We start from the raw sequence: 15125 nt of genomic DNA on the forward strand, positions 1-15125 counted from the left end.
ATGATGAATCTCGACCTGTCCTTCTACAACTGGGAAGTCATCAGCAACTTCGTCATCAAGGGCTTCTACTTCAGCATCATGCTGACGGTGGTGGCCACGATCGGCGGCGTGATCTTCGGCACGATCCTCGCGCTCATGCGCCTGTCGGGCAAGAAGTGGCTGGACACACCCGCCGCCATCTACGTCAACGGCATGCGCAGCATTCCGCTGGTGATGGTGATCCTGTGGTTCTTCCTGCTCGTGCCGGCGTCGTTCTATTCGCTGTTCGGCTCGCTCGGCTCGAACTACCGCTCCGAAATCTCGGCCGTGATCACCTTCGTCGCGTTCGAGGCGGCGTATTTCTCCGAGATCATGCGGGCGGGCATCCAGTCGATCCCGCGCGGCCAGGTGAATGCGGGCCAGGCGGTGGGCATGACCTACGGCCAGAACATGCGCCTAGTGGTGCTGCCTCAGGCGTTCCGCAACATGCTGCCGGTGCTGCTCACGCAGACCATCATCCTGTTCCAGGACACCTCGCTGGTCTACGCCATCGGCGCCTATGACATGCTCAAGGGCTTCGAAACCGCCGGCAAGAACTTCGGCCGTCCGATCGAGGCCTACCTGCTCGCAGCCGTCGTGTACTTCGTCATGTGTTATGCCTTGTCCTGGCTCGTGAAGCGCCTGCACAAGAAGATTGCCATCATTCGCTGAGTGGCTGAACCGGAGAGAAAGAAATGTCCGAAAAAATGATCGAAATCAAGAACGTCTCCAAGTGGTATGGCCCGGTGCAGGTGCTCAACGACTGCTCGGTGAACATCTCCAAGGGCGACGTGGTGGTGGTGTGCGGCCCCTCGGGTTCCGGCAAGTCCACGCTCATCAAGACCGTGAACGCGCTCGAGCCCTTCCAGAAGGGCGAGATCACCGTCAACGGCATCCCGCTGCACGACCCCAAGACCAACCTGCCCAAGCTGCGTTCCAAGGTCGGCATGGTGTTCCAGCACTTCGAGCTGTTCCCGCACCTGTCGGTGACCGAGAACCTCACGATCGCGCAGATCAAGGTGCTGGGCCGCACGCCCGACGAAGCCAAGACCCGTGGCCTGAAGATGCTCGACCGCGTGGGCCTGATGGCGCACAAGGACAAGTTCCCGGGCCAACTGTCGGGCGGCCAGCAGCAGCGCGTGGCGATTGCCCGTGCGCTGTCGATGGACCCGATCGTGATGCTGTTCGACGAACCCACCTCGGCGCTCGACCCCGAAATGGTCGGCGAAGTGCTCGACGTGATGGTGGCTCTCGCCAAGGAAGGCATGACCATGATGGTGGTCACGCACGAAATGGCCTTTGCCCGCAAGGTCGCGAGCCGCGTGATCTTCATCGACGTGGGCGGCAAGATCCTGGAAGACTGCGCGAAGGACGAGTTCTTCAATCACCCTGAAAACCGTCAGCCGCGTACCAAGGACTTCCTCAACAAGATCCTCCAGCACTGATCGATTCGCTGCGGCTCAAGAAAGACAAAAGCCACGCTGTTCTGCAGCGTGGCTTTTTTCATGGGGCTCGCCCAGCTCAGGGCAACCGCGAAATCCTCTGCGTCAGCAGATCGAAGAAGCCCTGCGCATCGCCCTCGGCGATCCAGTTCACGTTGGCGGGCCGCTTGAGGCCCCCGTACCAGTCCATCACCGTCTGGCCGAAGCTGATGCCTTCGCGGCTGTCGACTTCCACGTTCACCTGCTTGCCCTTGAACAGCGATGGCTGCAGCAGGTAAGCGATGACGGTGGCGTCGTGCACCGGCCCGCCGGGCAGGCCGTAGTACTGCATGTCGTGCTGCACATAGGCGTCGAGGATGTCGGCGACCGTCTTGCCCGCCTGGTTGCCGAGGCCGCGCAGCTTCGCGATGCGCTCGGGGCTTGTGAGGATCTTGTGCGTCACGTCCAGCGGCAGCATGGTGATCGGCACGCCGCTCTTGAGCACGATCTCGGCCGCGTGCGGATCGGCGAACACGTTGAACTCCGCCGTCGGTGTGATGTTGCCGCCGTTGAAGTGCGCACCGCCCATGAGCACCAGCTCGCGCAGGCCGCGCACGATGTCCGGGGCTTGGGTGAGCGCCAGCGCAAGGTTGGTTTCGGGCCCGAGCATCGCGAGCGTCACGCTCTTCTCTGGCGCGGTGCGCAGCGTGCGGATCAGGTAGTCGACGGCGTTGCCATCGGCCAGCGGCTGCTTCGGCTCGAACACCTTCACGCCCGTGATGCCTTCGCTGCCGTGCACATCGGCTGCGTAGATCGGCGTGCGCAGTAGAGGGCGGGGCGCACCGGCGTAAACCGGAATGTCGGGGCGCCGGGCCCACTCACGCGCCAGGCGTGCATTGCGCGAGGTCTTGGCCAGCGGCACGTTGCCCGCCACGGTGGTCAGCGCCTGGATCTTCAGCGTCTCGGGCGAGGCCATGGCGAACAGCAGCGCGATCACATCGTCGGCGCCGGGGTCGGTGTCGATGATCAGCGTGTGTACCTTGGTGGTGGCGTCTGCGGCGTGCGCTGCGGTCGGGGCGATGCTGGTGGTCATCAAGAGGGCGAATCCCGCGAGAAGGAACGAGAAAAGATCGGCTTTCCAGCGCGAAGACAGAGGCATGAATTGACTTTCTTGAAGCGCCCAAAGTGGGCGGAGAAAGTCAGTCTGCCAGAGCCATTCGCGCCGTTGGCATGAAATCGAAGGCGCGTTTTCGGCCACTGCCACGAGGCATCGGGCGATCCGCAAACCAAGGATTTCGCCGGCCATTTTCGTTGCAGTTGAAAGTGCGCAACCGGCAAAGAAAAAGCCCCGCGAGCGGGGCTTCGGCGAGGCCATCGAAGCCTCCGCAGTGTTGCGAAAACGCCGCTTACTTCTTGCGCGCCGCAATCGCCTTTTCGGCCTGTGCCACCAGGTCCGCACCCACCGTCGACTTCCACTTGTCGTACACCGGACGCGTCGCCTTCACGAACGCTTGGCGCTCTTCCGGCGTGAGCTGCGTCACCGTCACGCCCATGGCGGCGATGTCCTTGAACACCGGCTTGTCGGCTTCCACGAGGCCCTTGCGCGCGATCGCGATTTCCTGCTTGCCCGCATCGAGCGCGGCCTGGCGCACGATGGCCTGGTCGGCCGGCGTCCACGAAGCCCAGATTTCCTTGTTCACCACAAAGACCAGCGGATCGGCCACGTAGCCCCAGGCGGTCACGAACTTCTGGCCCACGGTGTGCATCTTGAGCACGGTGAACAAAAAGAGCGGGTTCTCCTGGCCATCGACCGCGCCGCTCGCGAGCGCGGGCTGCGCATCGGCCCAGCTCATTTGCGTGGGGTTGGCGCCGAGCGCGGTGAACATGTCGGAGTAGATCGGCGAGCCGACCACGCGGATCTTCATGCCCTTGAGGTCCGCCGGCGACTTGATCGGCTTCTTCGAGTTGGTGATTTCGCGGTAGCCGTTTTCGCCCCACGCGAGCGGCACCACGCCGGCCTTGTCGAGGGTCTTGAACATTTCCTTGCCCACGTCGCCCTGCGTGAGCGCGTCGATGGCCGCGTAGTCGGGCATGAGGAAGGGCATGGAGAACAGGTTGAGCTGCTTGACCTGCGGCGACCAGTTGATGGTCGAGCCCACGGCCATGTCGATCACGCCCTGGCGCAGCGCACTGAACTCGCGCGTCTGGTCACCTTGAATGAGCGACACGCCCGGGTACAGCTTGATGTTGATGCGGCCCTGGGTGCGTTCCTTCACGAGGTCGGCCCAGATCTTTCCGGCCTGGCCCCACGGCGTGGGCGGGCCCAGCACCAACGACATCTTGTATTCGGGCTTGTAGGCGGCCTGCGCCATGGCGCCGGTCGAGAAGAGGCCGAGCGTGGCGGCGACGGCGGCAAGGCCGAGCAGGGTGCGGCGGAATTTCATGAAAAGGTCTCCTGATGGTTTTATGGCGGAACGAAAAAAATCAATAACCCAGCTTGCGCGGCAGCCAGAGCGCGAGTTCCGGAAAGGCGATGACCAGCACCATCACCAGGAACATCGAGAACAGCATCCAGCCCACCCAGCGCACCGTCTCTTCCATGCGCACCTTGGCGATGCGGCACGAGACCATGAGGTTGACCGCGAGCGGCGGCGTGAACTGGCCCAGCGCGACCTTCAGCGTGAGGATCACGCCGAACCACACCGGGTCCCATTTGTAGTGCTGCACGATGGGCAGCAAGAGCGGCACGAAGATCAGGAAGATCGACACGCCGTCCAGGAACATGCCGACCGTGATGAGCAGCAGGATCAGCAGCGCGAGGATGCCGTATTCGCCCAGCCCCGAATTCACGATGGCGCGCGTGACCGGATCGATCACGCCCAGCGTCGACAGCGAGTACGCAAAAATGCCCGCGAGCGACACCACCAGCAGGATCACCGCCGACAGCTCGCCCGACTCGCGCAGGATGATGAACAGGTCGCGCACCTTGATCGTGCGGTGGATGCACATGCCCACGAAAAGGCCGTAGAACACGGCCACCACCGCTGCTTCGGTCGGCGTGAACCAACCCGCGCGCATGCCCCCGAGGATCAGCACCGGCGCCGCAAGGCCCCAGATCGCTTCGCGAAAGCTCTTCCAGAACGGCGGGCGCGGCAGCGTCGCTTCGAGCGCGCCCATCTTGTGCGTGCGGGCCAGCCACACGGCCGGAATCATCAGCGCCAGGCCGGCCATGATGCCGGGGATCATGCCGGCGGCGAACAGCGCCGGCACCGAGGCGCCGGGCACCAGCACCGAATACACGATGAACGCGACCGAGGGCGGAATCAGGATGTCGGTGGCCGCGGCGGCGCCCACCACGCTGGCCGAGAACGCGGCCGGGTAGCCGGCGCGCGACATGGCCGCGATCATCACCGCGCCCACAGCGGCGGCGTTGGCCGGACCCGAGCCCGAGATGCCGCCGAGGAACATCGCCACCGCAATCGCCACCAGCGGCAGCATGCCGGGGCCGCGCCCGACGATGGCGACCGCGAAGTTCACCAGCCGCAGCGCCACGCCCGAGCGGTCGAAGATGGAGCCGACGAGCACGAACATCGGAATCGCCAGCAGCGGGTATTTGCCCAGGCCCGCGTAGAAGTTCTGCGGCACGGCGAGCAGGCCGAACCATTGGGCGTCGGCGTTGGCCAGCGCGATGCAGGCGGCGCCCGCCAGGCCCAGCGCGGCGCCGATGGGCACGCCCACCAGCATCATCAGCACGAAGGCGACGAAGAGCAGGGTGGCGATCACGGCTTGTCGCCCTTCTTTGGCGCATCGTCGGAGGTGTAGTTGGTCTTGCGGCCGCGCCGGATCATGAGGCCCACCGCGCGCAGCGCAATGGCGAACGACACGATCGGCAGCCACATCGAATACCACCAGGCCGGCAGCCCGATGCCGGGCGTGGTTTCTTCGAAGCGGAAGTCGTCCCACACCATGCGGATGCTGAGCGCGCCGATCAGCGCGAAGAGCACGGCGATCATCAGCGCGCCGAACTGTGCCAGGCGCTTCTTGCGCGCCATGGAGCCGCTCTCGGAGAAGTACTCGATGCGGATGTGCCGGTCGCGCGCCACCGCGGCCGAGCCCGCCACCAGCGCCAGCATGATCATGAGGAACACCGAGAACTCTTCGGTCCAGGCGAAGGACGAGTCGGTGAAGTAGCGCACCAGCACGTTGGCAAAGGTGATGAGCGCCAGCGCGCCCATGATGAGGACGGTGAGCCAGTCCTCGATGGCCAGCGGCACCTTGGTGGGTTCGTCGGCGGCTTCGATGTCGGAGGGGAGGGGGCTGGCGGCGTCCAGCGTGGGGCCGGACTCGGGAGGAGTTGTCATCGCAGGAAGGGCAGGGAGGCAGGCGCCATGTCGCCGGGCGGACGCCGGACGCGATCCGTACACCTCGACAAGGGGGAGCAGGCACCGATGCTAGGGGGTCTATGACCATTCATGCATCGGGGGTTTCCTTAGCTGGCGGGCCTGCAAGTCCCTTGCCCGTCGGGCGAATCGGTCAGCGTGGCCAAACAGGTTGCGTGCGCTGGAACCCTCTGGATTCTGCTTCCCATTGACGCTTCTGCCTGGCCAGAGCGTCCTCGGCGGGGCTTGTTACCTGGACGGGGTTCATGGTCCGCTCAATCAACACGTCCAGCCCTGTGCTGCGGCTGAACACGTCGCGGTAGCAAACATGCCCGCCCAGTTCGCGGCGCGTCTTTCGAGTGATAAATCGCACGGCGCCCGAAGTCGTGATGTCCTCCATGGCCAGCAGTTGCTCGCGATCGGCATCGGTCAGCAACGGATAGACGCCCCTTGGTTCGCCCTTGGCGTCTTTGCTGGCGGGGTCCTTCTGGAGTTCATAGATTCGGCGCTCCAGGGCTGACAGCGTCCAGACCACGTCGTCCTTTGTGAAGTCCGTGTGGTTGCCCTGCATGGCCGTGGCGTTGCCCATCTTCCGGCGCATGGTTTCCAGTTTGTTGTGGATCTGCTTGATCTTTTCCTTGCGATCGAACTCGGTGACCGGCCCGGCCATGTAGAACGAGCCATGGGAGTCGTGAACCATCTCGTCAAAAAACCGATCGACCAGCGGCGGCACCTTGCCCGACTCCTTCGACTGGAAGTCACGCAGCACCTTCAGAAAATCGCGCTGTGCCTGGGTCATCGCGGGAAGCCCGGCGGTGGGGTCGTAGTTTGGATTGAATTTCATGACGTTGGCCGCCGCCGCTGCCGACGCCAACCCCTCTGCCTGGCGCCAGTCGGACAGGAAATCGTTGTTGCTCTCCCAGACATCGATCTGGTCTTGCCGGTTGGCCAACGCATAGCTGGGCAATTTCTGGATCGCGTTGGCATGCTGAATGCGCCAGCGCCAGTAATACTGCATGTGCGCTTGCTGCGACTTTTCCACTGTTCCGGCCCCGGCGGCGGACAAGGCCCACACGCGGTAGGCGTTGAAGAGCTTGGAGCATTCGGGGTCGATCTGCAGATCCGCCACGACGTCGTCTTTTTTACTCGCCCGCAGTTCAAAAAAGCTGTACAGCGGCACCTTGCTCGCGCGGGCCTCGTTGTACATGTCGAACAACGGTATCTGCGACAGCAGCGAAGCCCGGCCCCTCGAGCTTTTGCCCTGGTCGCGCGGCTGGTAGCCGCCCCCCACGTTCGAGTGAGCGCCGGGGTAGACCCTTTCCACGGCGTTCGAAGGGTACTTGTCGCCTATACGCACGGTTGACATCGGAAAGTTCGTGCGTATCTCGTGCCCGGCGCACAGGTGAACGGTGCGCTCCACGCATTCCACGATCTCCTGTGTGCCATTGGCCCAGCCACCAAGCCCACGAAAGCCCGGCGCGGCGTTGGCCAGGCCGACTGAGGCCACGCTGTCGAAGAGGCCCAGGAACTGCAGCCGGAAAGGCACGCCAGCGAGCGTGTAGCCCTGACCACCTTCGTCGCGCTTGAGCAGCGCGTGCTGTAGGAAGTGACAAAAGGCTCGTGCCTGTGCCGCGCCGCGCGAGAAGCCGAAGACCGACACATTGACCAGTGACAGTTTCTTGGGAGGCCGCGATTTCAGCGCGGTCTCAAGCCGGTCCAGCAAACCGCTGGCAATGAAGTATTTCTGCTTGCCGGGCAGGTTGGCCGTGGTGACCCAAGAGGCTGAGCCTCTGTGCATGGGGCTGGTGGTGGCATCGATCTTGGCTTGTTCATTGGAGATGAGGCGTTCTCGCAATACGCTTCTGTGCAATGAGTTCAGCAGTTGGATGAGAGCCCAGTTGATGCGTGCATCTCCTCCTGTGGCTTTGCTTTTTCCGTCAGACGACTCGGTCTCCTCGCCGATATCTTTGAACGGCGTACCTACACCGGGGACATAGAAGCGGTAGTAGCCGCTTTCCGGCTCATCTTTGTAGGTGTCGTAGAGCACCACCACATTGCTGTGGCCGAGCAGGGGCCGGTCGCGATCCATGTTGTTGTTGGTACCGTCAAAGAAGATGCCGACATTGACATGGGAATCGCACAGAGTGCGTTTTTCGGTGCGGTCGACGCATGCTGTGGCATCCGAGCGCTGGATCTTCTCCTTGTTGGTCAGCGCGCGCTCACCGGGCAGAACTACCTGGGGTACTGCTTCTACAGCCATCATTGCTCCTGCGGTTCAGGGTTTTTGGGGTACGCCATCCCAGAAGGATGCTTCTCGTGGCCAAGGTCGTAGTCGCTGACCCATACCTTGACTTCGTCATTAGGCAAAAAGAACACCTGCAGTTCGCCACCTTCGGAGCCATAGCGCTCGACGGGCACTGTCTTGGAGAGAGAGCGGCGGCGCCAACAACAAGCCCTGCTTTCTTCTTGCGTCATCAATTTGATCTCGGACCAAGGGCGTGTCCAATCACCCATCGTCCAATCGATCTTGGCGACCAGGCCAGGGCGCCACTGCTTGGGTAAATTCACACAGCAAGTCGTACCACCCCCCCCGCCATACGGCGGAAGGTTCGACCCCCACTGACCGTTGACATAGAACGCCTGCACGCCCTCCGAGGTGAAGTTGTAGCCCGTGATGCCTGCGGTATAGGACGCGGGTTCAGCCGGCTCCGCCGGCTTGCATGCGCTGATCAGGGCCAACAGGACCAGGGCCACAGCAAGCTGCAGCCAGCGAGCCAGCACCGGTCCTCGCGACCAGCCTTTGGAAATCGATTCATCAGTCATCGCGACTCCTGCGCTTGGGGGTTCTTGGGGTAGCCCATGCCCGAAGGATGGTCAGGGTGCTGCGGTCCTGCGTCGTAGATCCATACCTTGATCTCGTCGTTGGGCAAAAAGAACACCTGCAGCCGCCCACCTTCGGTCCCATAGCGCTCGATGGGCACTGTCTTGGAGAGGGTGCGCTCGGCCGAGCAACAAGCGACTTGCGCGGCTGGGGAAAGGTGCTTTCTTCTCTCGTAAGGGGTCGTCCATCGGCCCATCGTCCAATCGATCTTGGCGACCAGGCCAGGGCGCCACTGCTTGGGTAAATTCACACAGCAAGTCGTACCACCCCCCCCGCCATACGGCGGAAGGTTCGACCCCCACTGGCCGTTGACGTAGAACTCCTGCACGCCCTCCGAAGTGAAGTTGTAGCCCGTGATGCCTGCTGCATAAGAGGCCGACTCGGCCGGTTCTGCGGGCTTGCATGCGCTGGTTACAGCCAATAGCGCGAGGGCCATCGCAAGTTGCAGCCAGCGGCCCAGCATCGATCCTCGGACCTGGTCCTTGTTTATCGATTTAGCGATCATTGCTGTTCCTGAGGATCGGGGTTCTTGGGGTAGCCCATCGCCGAAGGATGGTCAGGGTGCTGCGGCCCTGCGTCGTAAACCCATACCTTGACTTCGTCATCAGGCAAAAAGAACACCTGCAGTTCGCCGCCTTCGGAGCCATAGCGCTCGACGGGTACTGTCCGGGACAGCGTGCGCTGACTCCAACAACACGCTCTGATTTGCTCTGAAGTCATTGACTCTCTCTGGGACGACGGCAGCGTGTAGTGACCGATGGTCCAATCGATCTTGGCGACCAGTCCTGGGCGCCAATGTTTGGGTAAATTCACGCAGCAAGTCGTACCGCCACCTCCGCCATAAGGCGGAAGGTTCGACCCCCACTGACCGTTGACATAGAACGCCTGCACGCCCTCCGAGGTGAAGTTGTAGCCCGTGATACCTGCGGTAGAGGACGCGGGTTCGGCCGGCTCCGCCGGCTTGCATGCGCTGATCAGGGCCAGCAGAACCAGGGCTACAGCAAGCTGCAGCCAGCGAACCAGCACTGCTTCTCGCGACCAGCCTTTGGAAATCGATTCATCAGTCATCGCCACTCCTGCGCCTCGGGGTTCTTGGGGTAGCCCATCCCCGAAGGATGGTTGGGGTTCTGTGGTCCTGCGTCGTAGACCCAGACTTTGATCTCGTCGTTGGGCAAAAAGAACACCTGCAGTTCGCCACCTTCGGAGCCATAGCGCTCGACGGGCACTGTCTTGGAGAGGGTGCGGCGCCTCCAACAACAAGCCCGACTTTCTTCCTGCGTCATCAATTTGATTTCAGTCCAAGGACGCGTCCAGTCACCCATCGTCCAATCGATCTTGGCGACCAGTCCAGGGCGCCACTCCTTTGGCAAGTTGACGCAGCAAGTCGTACCGCCACCCCCGCCATACGGCGGAAGATTCGACCCCCACTGGCCGTTGATATAGAACTCCTGCACACCTTCCGACGTGAAGTTGTAGCCCGTGATGCCTGCTGCATAAGAAGCCGACTCAACCGGTTCTGCCGGCTTGCATGCGCTGGTCAGGGCCAATAGCGCGAGGGCCATCGCAAGTTGCAGCCAGCGGCCCAGCATCGATCCTCGGGACCAGTCTTTAGGTATTGCTTCATCAGCCATCGCGATTCCTGCGGTTCGGGTTTCTTGGGGTCTTGTGGGCGCTCCCTGAGCGCATCCCAGATTCAGCGGCGACACACCGTCGTCCATCAGCGCTTTGTCTCGCGCTGCGTGAGCACTTCGATCGCGCGCCATTGCGTGTCGCTCCATCGCTGGCGCAGCGAGGTCAGCGAGACGCCGCCTTGGCGCAGCGCTTCCCAGGTCAGTGCCAGTTCCGGAAGGTCCTCGAAGGTTTCCGAGTTCCAGCGCGCAATGCGCGCGAATTCCACCTGATCGGGGAACTGGTTGGCGCCCTTGGCCCGCGCACGCCGCAAGACCTTGATGAACCATTCATGGGCCTTCACCGGCGGCACTCCCACCCCGATGATTTCGGGGTCGGCCCGGCGGAGTTCGGCATGCAACATGTCTGGCAGGCACGCAGACAGGATGCTGTCGTAGGCACGGTTGTCGAGCACGATGCTGCTTGCTGTTTCTGCCACTTCCGGGCCTGACCGGATCGCAGTCAGCGGCAGCGATTTCAGTTGGCCAGCCCTGTCCGGCACGGCCCAGGCCGTCACGCACTGCTTGAGCCGCGCCATTTGCTGCATGGTCATGCTGGCCAGTGCAGGCGCCAGCACGCGGGAGTCGCCGATGCGCAAGCACAAGTGCAGCCCGTCGGTAGTGATCGCGCCGCTCAGCCAGGCGAGTGCCTCGCCGGTCGGCCCTTCAGGCGTCGATGTCGCGATGAAGCTCACCGCTGGCACTTTCGTGAGCGCACTCAGCATCGCAACCGCCGCGTCACGCTCCAGCACATGGTCGAGCGGCCACAGCAAAATTCCCAGTTCGTCATAGGCATGAAGGTGGGTATCCGCGAAGGCGCGAATGGGATCGCCGTAGGCTGTCGCCAGATGCTGGACGCGCTCGGCCCCCGCGAGTGCGCCGTCGACCAACGCCCACGCCGAGCCGCCATCTGTCCTTTCGTGCCACAGCGCGAGTTGCTGGGCGAACTCGGGCGCAAATGCTTCCTGAAGGTGGGGAGCGCTGCTCATCAGCGCAGTCCAAAGGGAGCGGCCGCTGCCTGCGCCTTGAGCAGACATTCCTTGCACACCGGCTCGGGAAACTTCACCTCGGGCACGGGCAGGTTATTGGGGCCGACCATGCTGTGGATACTGGCGTGCTCGCGCCAGAGCCCTTGGGTGCCGTGCTCGATGCCGGCGCTGTTCCAGCGGCTGTAGCTGGTGCCACCGTTGATGATCACCTCTTCCCTGGCCGTGATGGTGATTCTGTTAGCCGTGTGGGTGATGTCCAGCCTGGCCAGCAGATGAATGTTTTTCTTCAACGCCTTGATATCGACGTCGGCACTGGCGGCCACGAGCTTGATTCCCGCTTTGAAAGCGAACAGGCGGATGGCTTCCCTGGCGCTCACCAACAGGCTCTTGCCCGCCGAAACGCTGGTGTGGCCTCCGCTGGTCAGGGCGTTGTGCTCAAGGCTTGCAATGTGCGTGGACTGGGGTGTGCTGGTCTCGATGCCGGCCGGGCTGGCCAGCACCAGGTGCGGCTCGCCCAGTTCGGGAAACCGCCCATCGGCCTCATTGCGACCTTGACCCTTGATCGCGTGGTTCTGTGCGCTGATCGCCTTGATGACCTCGTCCTGGTCGCCGTCCTCGTGCGCCTCGGCCTGCTTCGCTGCTTCGGACAGGTTCTCGTGCTGATCGCGTCCGGTCGTGAGCCGGGCCAGGGTCTCCGCGCTGTCCAGCGCATGAGCGCGGGCGCTGTCACGGGCCTCGGTGGTGATGAGCATGCCGTCCTTGGCCCGCAGCACCCCATGCCCATCGGTACGCAGCTCGAAGCCTTCCCCCCGCGCATCCTTGCGCCCCGCGTGGTCCTCGATGCGCGTGATATGCCCCAGGCTCAACTGGCTGTGCTGGTGGTCGCTCTTGAGCTGCGCCTGGATCTTGCCGGCCGTGTCGTCCAGCACCACGTGGTTGCTGCGCCCGGCCGCACTGTTGCCGCCTTCCTCGGTCAGCTCCCGGCTTCGGAAGCCCGAGAGCGCCTGTTGACCGGGCAAGGCCCACGGCGGCTGGTTGTTCTGGTTGTAGGGCCGCCCCGTGCAGATCGGCAGGTCCGGATCGCCGCCGTAGAAGTCGACGATCACCTCCTGCCCGATGCGCGGAATCTGCATGCCGCCCAGCTGATTGCCCGCCCACGGACTGGACACGCGAATCCAGCAGGTGCTGTGCTGGTTCTTCTGGCCGAGGCGGTCCCAGGGAAACTGCACCTTGATGCGGCCCAGTTCGTCGGTCCAGATGTTCTGGCCTGCAGGCCCGACCACCAAGGCGGGCTGCGGGCCGCGGGCGAACGGCTTGGGTTGCGTGGGCGCCGGGCGCAGCGGCTCGGTCATCGGATGCGCGGTGAAGTCGACCTCGACCTTCCAGTGCTGCTTGCGGCCGGGCGCCGCATCGGCGATCTGGCTGTCTTGCGCCACGTCTTCGATCAGGAACCGGGTGTCCAGGATCAGGTACTCGGCATTGGCCTTCTCGCGCGGGTGCTGCTTCAGTTCGAAGCTGCAGCCCGGCACCATGCCCCGCAGGTTGCCGCTGGCCTGGGCGCGGGCGCCGTGGGTTCTCAGGGCCTGCATGCGCAGCAGGGCCAGGTGCCGACCCTCGCCCTGCGGGTCGTTGGCATCGGCGCTGCCCGCCTGGGGCTGGGCGTAGTGACTGGCACCGCGCTCCGCGTGCCATTGATAGACCTCGCCATCGGCCTGCCCGGTAGGCCGCGGATCGCTTCGGCCAATGCTGAGGTCGGCCCTCGGGCGGGTGTAGTCGTAGTCCCGGCTGGTGTATCGCCCACTCGTCAGCTGGTGCTGCGGCACGAAACTGTGGACGTACTCGGCATCGACCTTCCACCCGGGCGCGTGGTACTCGATTTGGTGATACGCGGCGCTCTCGTTCTTCCTGTACGCCCCCATGTTGTCGATGAGCGCCAGGCGATGCCTGCCGCCGCTGTGCTCGAAGAAGTAGCTGATGCCCCATTCCTGGCACAGGCGGCTGAAGAACTCGAAATCGCTTTCGTTGTACTGGACCTGATAGTCGCGTGTCGGATACGTCTCGATCAGGCGCTTGTCGACCGGGAAGTCGTAGCCGCCCAGGAGGTCATCGAGGATCTGGGCGACGGTCTTGTTCTGGAAGATCTTGCAGTCGGTGGTGAGGGTCGCAAGATGCAGCCAGGGGCGCAGCGTGAGCTTGTATTGCACATGGCGGCCTTCTTCGCCCCACATGGCTGCATCGGTGATCAAGGCATTGATCTGGCGGATTCCTGCGCCGATGCGGTCGACCGAAGCACCGACAGCGCCCGGCAGGAACTGGCCCGCGCCGTCGAGCTGGATGTTGCAGCTGATCTCGCAGCCGATGAAGCTGTCCAGATCGAAGTCCATCGCCTGGCTCGCACCGAGGTTCAATCCGTCCGGCGTCTTGAGCAGCAGTTCGTACACGAACAGCGAGTTCAATCCCTCCCGGCCTGACAGGCGGACCGGCTCCAACGCCGGGCTGCCCAGAACCAGTGGAATGGCGCTGCTCGCGATTTCAAGCGTGCGCGTTTGCACAACATCGAGTGCCGACATCTGATGCTCCTCCCTGAAGCCGCTCCTGTGCTTCAGGAGTCGAGGCGCGGGATTATGGGAGGCACACAGCGGCCATATCCGCAGGAAAAGATGTGGCAACCATCTCGGGCAGGGCAGCGTGATGAACTGCACGAAGCCGTTGGCTTCGTTCGGTGGCGGGCAGGCTCAATACCCTCCGAAAATTACTTCGGGAGCGCCCATGCGCCCCGAAGCCTTCAGCCCATCCAGCCCCGCGCCCGGTCCAGATGCTCGCGGCATTCGCGCACCATGCGCTCGATCAGCTCCGCGCAGGTCGGCACGTCGTCGATCAGCCCGATGCACTGGCCGGCCGAGACCACGCCGTTGTGCACCTCGCCCGACTCGAGCGCCGCGCGGCCGCGTGCGCCGGCCACCAATGGGCGCACTTCTTCGAACTCGCAGCCGCCGGGTCGGTTCTCCGTTGCCACCACTTCTTCGGAGATCGCATTGCGGAACACCCGCGCGGTGTTGTGCAGGGTGCGGAACATCAGCTTCGTGTCGCGCTCGGTCGCATCGACCAGCGCCTGCTTGATGTTCGGGTGGATAGGCGCTTCCTGCGTCACGCAGAAGCGCGTGCCCATGTTCACGCCTTCGGCGCCCAGCGCCAGCGCGGCCGCCATGCCGCGCCCGTCGGCGATGCCGCCCGAGGCAATGATCGGAATCTTGAGCTTGCGCGCCGCAATCGGCAGCAGCACGAGGCCGGGCACGTCGTCCTCGCCCGGATGGCCCGCGCACTCGAAGCCGTCCACCGACACCGCATCCACGCCGTTGCGTTCGGCCGAAAGTGCATGGCGCACCGAGGTGCACTTGTGCACGATCTTCACATCGTGGCGCTTGAGCGCTTCGATGAAATCCTTCGGGCTGTTGCCCGCGGTCTCCACGATCTTGATGCCGCTGTCGATGATGGCCTGCACGTACTCCGCGTACGGCGGCGGCTTCACTGCGGGCAGGATCGTGAGGTTCACGCCGAAGGGCTTGTCGGTCAACGTGCGGGTGCGTGCGATCTCGTTGCGCAGATCGTCGGGCGTGGGCTGCGTGAGCGCCGTCACGATGCCCAGGCCGCCAGCGTTCGACACGGCCGCTGCCAGCTCGGCGCGGCCCACCCATTGCATGCCGCCCTGGATGATGGGGTAGCGGATGCCTAGCAGTTCGGTGATGCGGGTCTTCATCTGTCGCGACTCC

14 protein-coding genes are annotated in these 15125 nt (G+C 63.6%); 2 read left to right on the forward strand and 12 right to left on the reverse strand.

All coding sequences use genetic code 11. The annotated features are described in order from the left end of the window. Positions 1–690 carry an amino acid ABC transporter permease gene (locus tag ABIC90_RS13215; protein WP_354354574.1) on the forward strand — a complete coding sequence of 230 codons (690 nt, stop codon included), beginning with the start codon at positions 1–3 and terminating at the stop codon, positions 688–690. 35 nt (positions 691–725) lie between these two features. Further along, positions 726–1463 (forward strand): amino acid ABC transporter ATP-binding protein, encoded by a 738-nt coding sequence (locus ABIC90_RS13220; RefSeq protein ID WP_354354752.1) that lies wholly within the window; start codon positions 726–728, stop codon positions 1461–1463. Positions 1464–1539: 76 nt separating this feature from the next. On the opposite strand, the gene ABIC90_RS13225 is transcribed toward ABIC90_RS13220, so the two are convergent. The 12 genes from ABIC90_RS13225 to ABIC90_RS13280 all read right to left on the reverse strand — a co-directional run bounded on the left by ABIC90_RS13225 (position 1540) and on the right by ABIC90_RS13280 (position 15112). Continuing rightward, positions 1540–2598: a nucleoside hydrolase gene (locus ABIC90_RS13225; RefSeq protein ID WP_354354575.1), complete on the reverse strand. Its 1059-nt coding sequence runs from the start codon at positions 2596–2598 to the stop codon at positions 1540–1542. A gap of 247 nt (positions 2599–2845) precedes the next feature. Beyond that, positions 2846–3883 (reverse strand): DctP family TRAP transporter solute-binding subunit, encoded by a 1038-nt coding sequence (locus ABIC90_RS13230; RefSeq protein ID WP_354354576.1) that lies wholly within the window; start codon positions 3881–3883, stop codon positions 2846–2848. A 40-nt stretch (positions 3884–3923) separates the two neighbouring features. Continuing rightward, the gene (locus tag ABIC90_RS13235) at positions 3924–5222 is read right to left on the reverse strand and encodes a TRAP transporter large permease (RefSeq protein WP_354354577.1); all 1299 of its coding nucleotides are present in this window, start codon (positions 5220–5222) and stop codon (positions 3924–3926) included. Then, complete coding sequence (locus tag ABIC90_RS13240) at positions 5219–5800, reverse strand: TRAP transporter small permease (RefSeq protein WP_354354578.1); 582 nt, start codon at positions 5798–5800, stop codon at positions 5219–5221. Before ABIC90_RS13240 ends, ABIC90_RS13235 begins: the two co-directional genes overlap by 4 nt. Positions 5801–5972: 172 nt before the next feature. After that, complete coding sequence (locus ABIC90_RS13245) at positions 5973–8078, reverse strand: T6SS phospholipase effector Tle1-like catalytic domain-containing protein (protein ID WP_354354579.1); 2106 nt, start codon at positions 8076–8078, stop codon at positions 5973–5975. Next, entirely contained in the window at positions 8078–8641 is a 564-nt protein-coding gene (locus ABIC90_RS13250) for a DUF3304 domain-containing protein (protein WP_354354580.1), read from the reverse strand. The genes ABIC90_RS13245 and ABIC90_RS13250 overlap by 1 nt, the downstream gene beginning before the upstream one ends. Beyond that, positions 8638–9204, reverse strand: a complete 567-nt coding sequence (locus ABIC90_RS13255) for a DUF3304 domain-containing protein (RefSeq protein WP_354354581.1) — start codon at positions 9202–9204, stop codon at positions 8638–8640. Before ABIC90_RS13255 ends, ABIC90_RS13250 begins: the two co-directional genes overlap by 4 nt. After that, positions 9201–9767: a DUF3304 domain-containing protein gene (locus tag ABIC90_RS13260; RefSeq protein ID WP_354354582.1), complete on the reverse strand. Its 567-nt coding sequence runs from the start codon at positions 9765–9767 to the stop codon at positions 9201–9203. Before ABIC90_RS13260 ends, ABIC90_RS13255 begins: the two co-directional genes overlap by 4 nt. Next, on the reverse strand, positions 9764–10330 hold the full coding sequence (locus ABIC90_RS13265) for a DUF3304 domain-containing protein (RefSeq protein ID WP_354354583.1): 567 nt from the start codon (positions 10328–10330) through the stop codon (positions 9764–9766). Before ABIC90_RS13265 ends, ABIC90_RS13260 begins: the two co-directional genes overlap by 4 nt. An 86-nt stretch (positions 10331–10416) precedes the next feature. Further along, positions 10417–11355, reverse strand: a complete 939-nt coding sequence (locus ABIC90_RS13270) for a hypothetical protein (RefSeq protein ID WP_354354584.1) — start codon at positions 11353–11355, stop codon at positions 10417–10419. Further along, positions 11355–13925 (reverse strand): type VI secretion system Vgr family protein, encoded by a 2571-nt coding sequence (locus tag ABIC90_RS13275; RefSeq protein ID WP_354354585.1) that lies wholly within the window; start codon positions 13923–13925, stop codon positions 11355–11357. The genes ABIC90_RS13270 and ABIC90_RS13275 overlap by 1 nt, the downstream gene beginning before the upstream one ends. 215 nt (positions 13926–14140) lie before the next feature. Next, positions 14141–15112, reverse strand: a complete 972-nt coding sequence (locus ABIC90_RS13280; RefSeq protein ID WP_354354586.1) for an NAD(P)H-dependent flavin oxidoreductase — start codon at positions 15110–15112, stop codon at positions 14141–14143. Positions 15113–15125 lie beyond the last annotated feature (13 nt).

Origin of the sequence: Variovorax boronicumulans (assembly GCF_040544675.1) — a bacterium.
Lineage (GTDB): Bacteria > Pseudomonadota > Gammaproteobacteria > Burkholderiales > Burkholderiaceae_C > Variovorax > Variovorax boronicumulans_D.

Bases quoted from the DNA above. Each gene is read 5' to 3' on its own strand.
- ABIC90_RS13215 (WP_354354574.1), top strand. From the start codon at position 1: ATGATGAATCTCGACCTGTCCTTCTACAACTGGGAAGTCATCAGCAAC.
- ABIC90_RS13220 (WP_354354752.1), top strand. From the start codon at position 726: ATGATCGAAATCAAGAACGTCTCCAAGTGGTATGGCCCGGTGCAGGTG.
- ABIC90_RS13225 (WP_354354575.1), bottom strand. From the start codon at position 2,598: ATGCCTCTGTCTTCGCGCTGGAAAGCCGATCTTTTCTCGTTCCTTCTC.
- ABIC90_RS13230 (WP_354354576.1), bottom strand. From the start codon at position 3,883: ATGAAATTCCGCCGCACCCTGCTCGGCCTTGCCGCCGTCGCCGCCACG.
- ABIC90_RS13240 (WP_354354578.1), bottom strand. From the start codon at position 5,800: ATGACAACTCCTCCCGAGTCCGGCCCCACGCTGGACGCCGCCAGCCCC.
- ABIC90_RS13245 (WP_354354579.1), bottom strand. From the start codon at position 8,078: ATGGCTGTAGAAGCAGTACCCCAGGTAGTTCTGCCCGGTGAGCGCGCG.
- ABIC90_RS13250 (WP_354354580.1), bottom strand. From the start codon at position 8,641: ATGACTGATGAATCGATTTCCAAAGGCTGGTCGCGAGGACCGGTGCTG.
- ABIC90_RS13255 (WP_354354581.1), bottom strand. From the start codon at position 9,204: ATGATCGCTAAATCGATAAACAAGGACCAGGTCCGAGGATCGATGCTG.
- ABIC90_RS13260 (WP_354354582.1), bottom strand. From the start codon at position 9,767: ATGACTGATGAATCGATTTCCAAAGGCTGGTCGCGAGAAGCAGTGCTG.
- ABIC90_RS13265 (WP_354354583.1), bottom strand. From the start codon at position 10,330: ATGGCTGATGAAGCAATACCTAAAGACTGGTCCCGAGGATCGATGCTG.
- ABIC90_RS13270 (WP_354354584.1), bottom strand. From the start codon at position 11,355: ATGAGCAGCGCTCCCCACCTTCAGGAAGCATTTGCGCCCGAGTTCGCC.
- ABIC90_RS13275 (WP_354354585.1), bottom strand. From the start codon at position 13,925: ATGTCGGCACTCGATGTTGTGCAAACGCGCACGCTTGAAATCGCGAGC.
- ABIC90_RS13280 (WP_354354586.1), bottom strand. From the start codon at position 15,112: ATGAAGACCCGCATCACCGAACTGCTAGGCATCCGCTACCCCATCATC.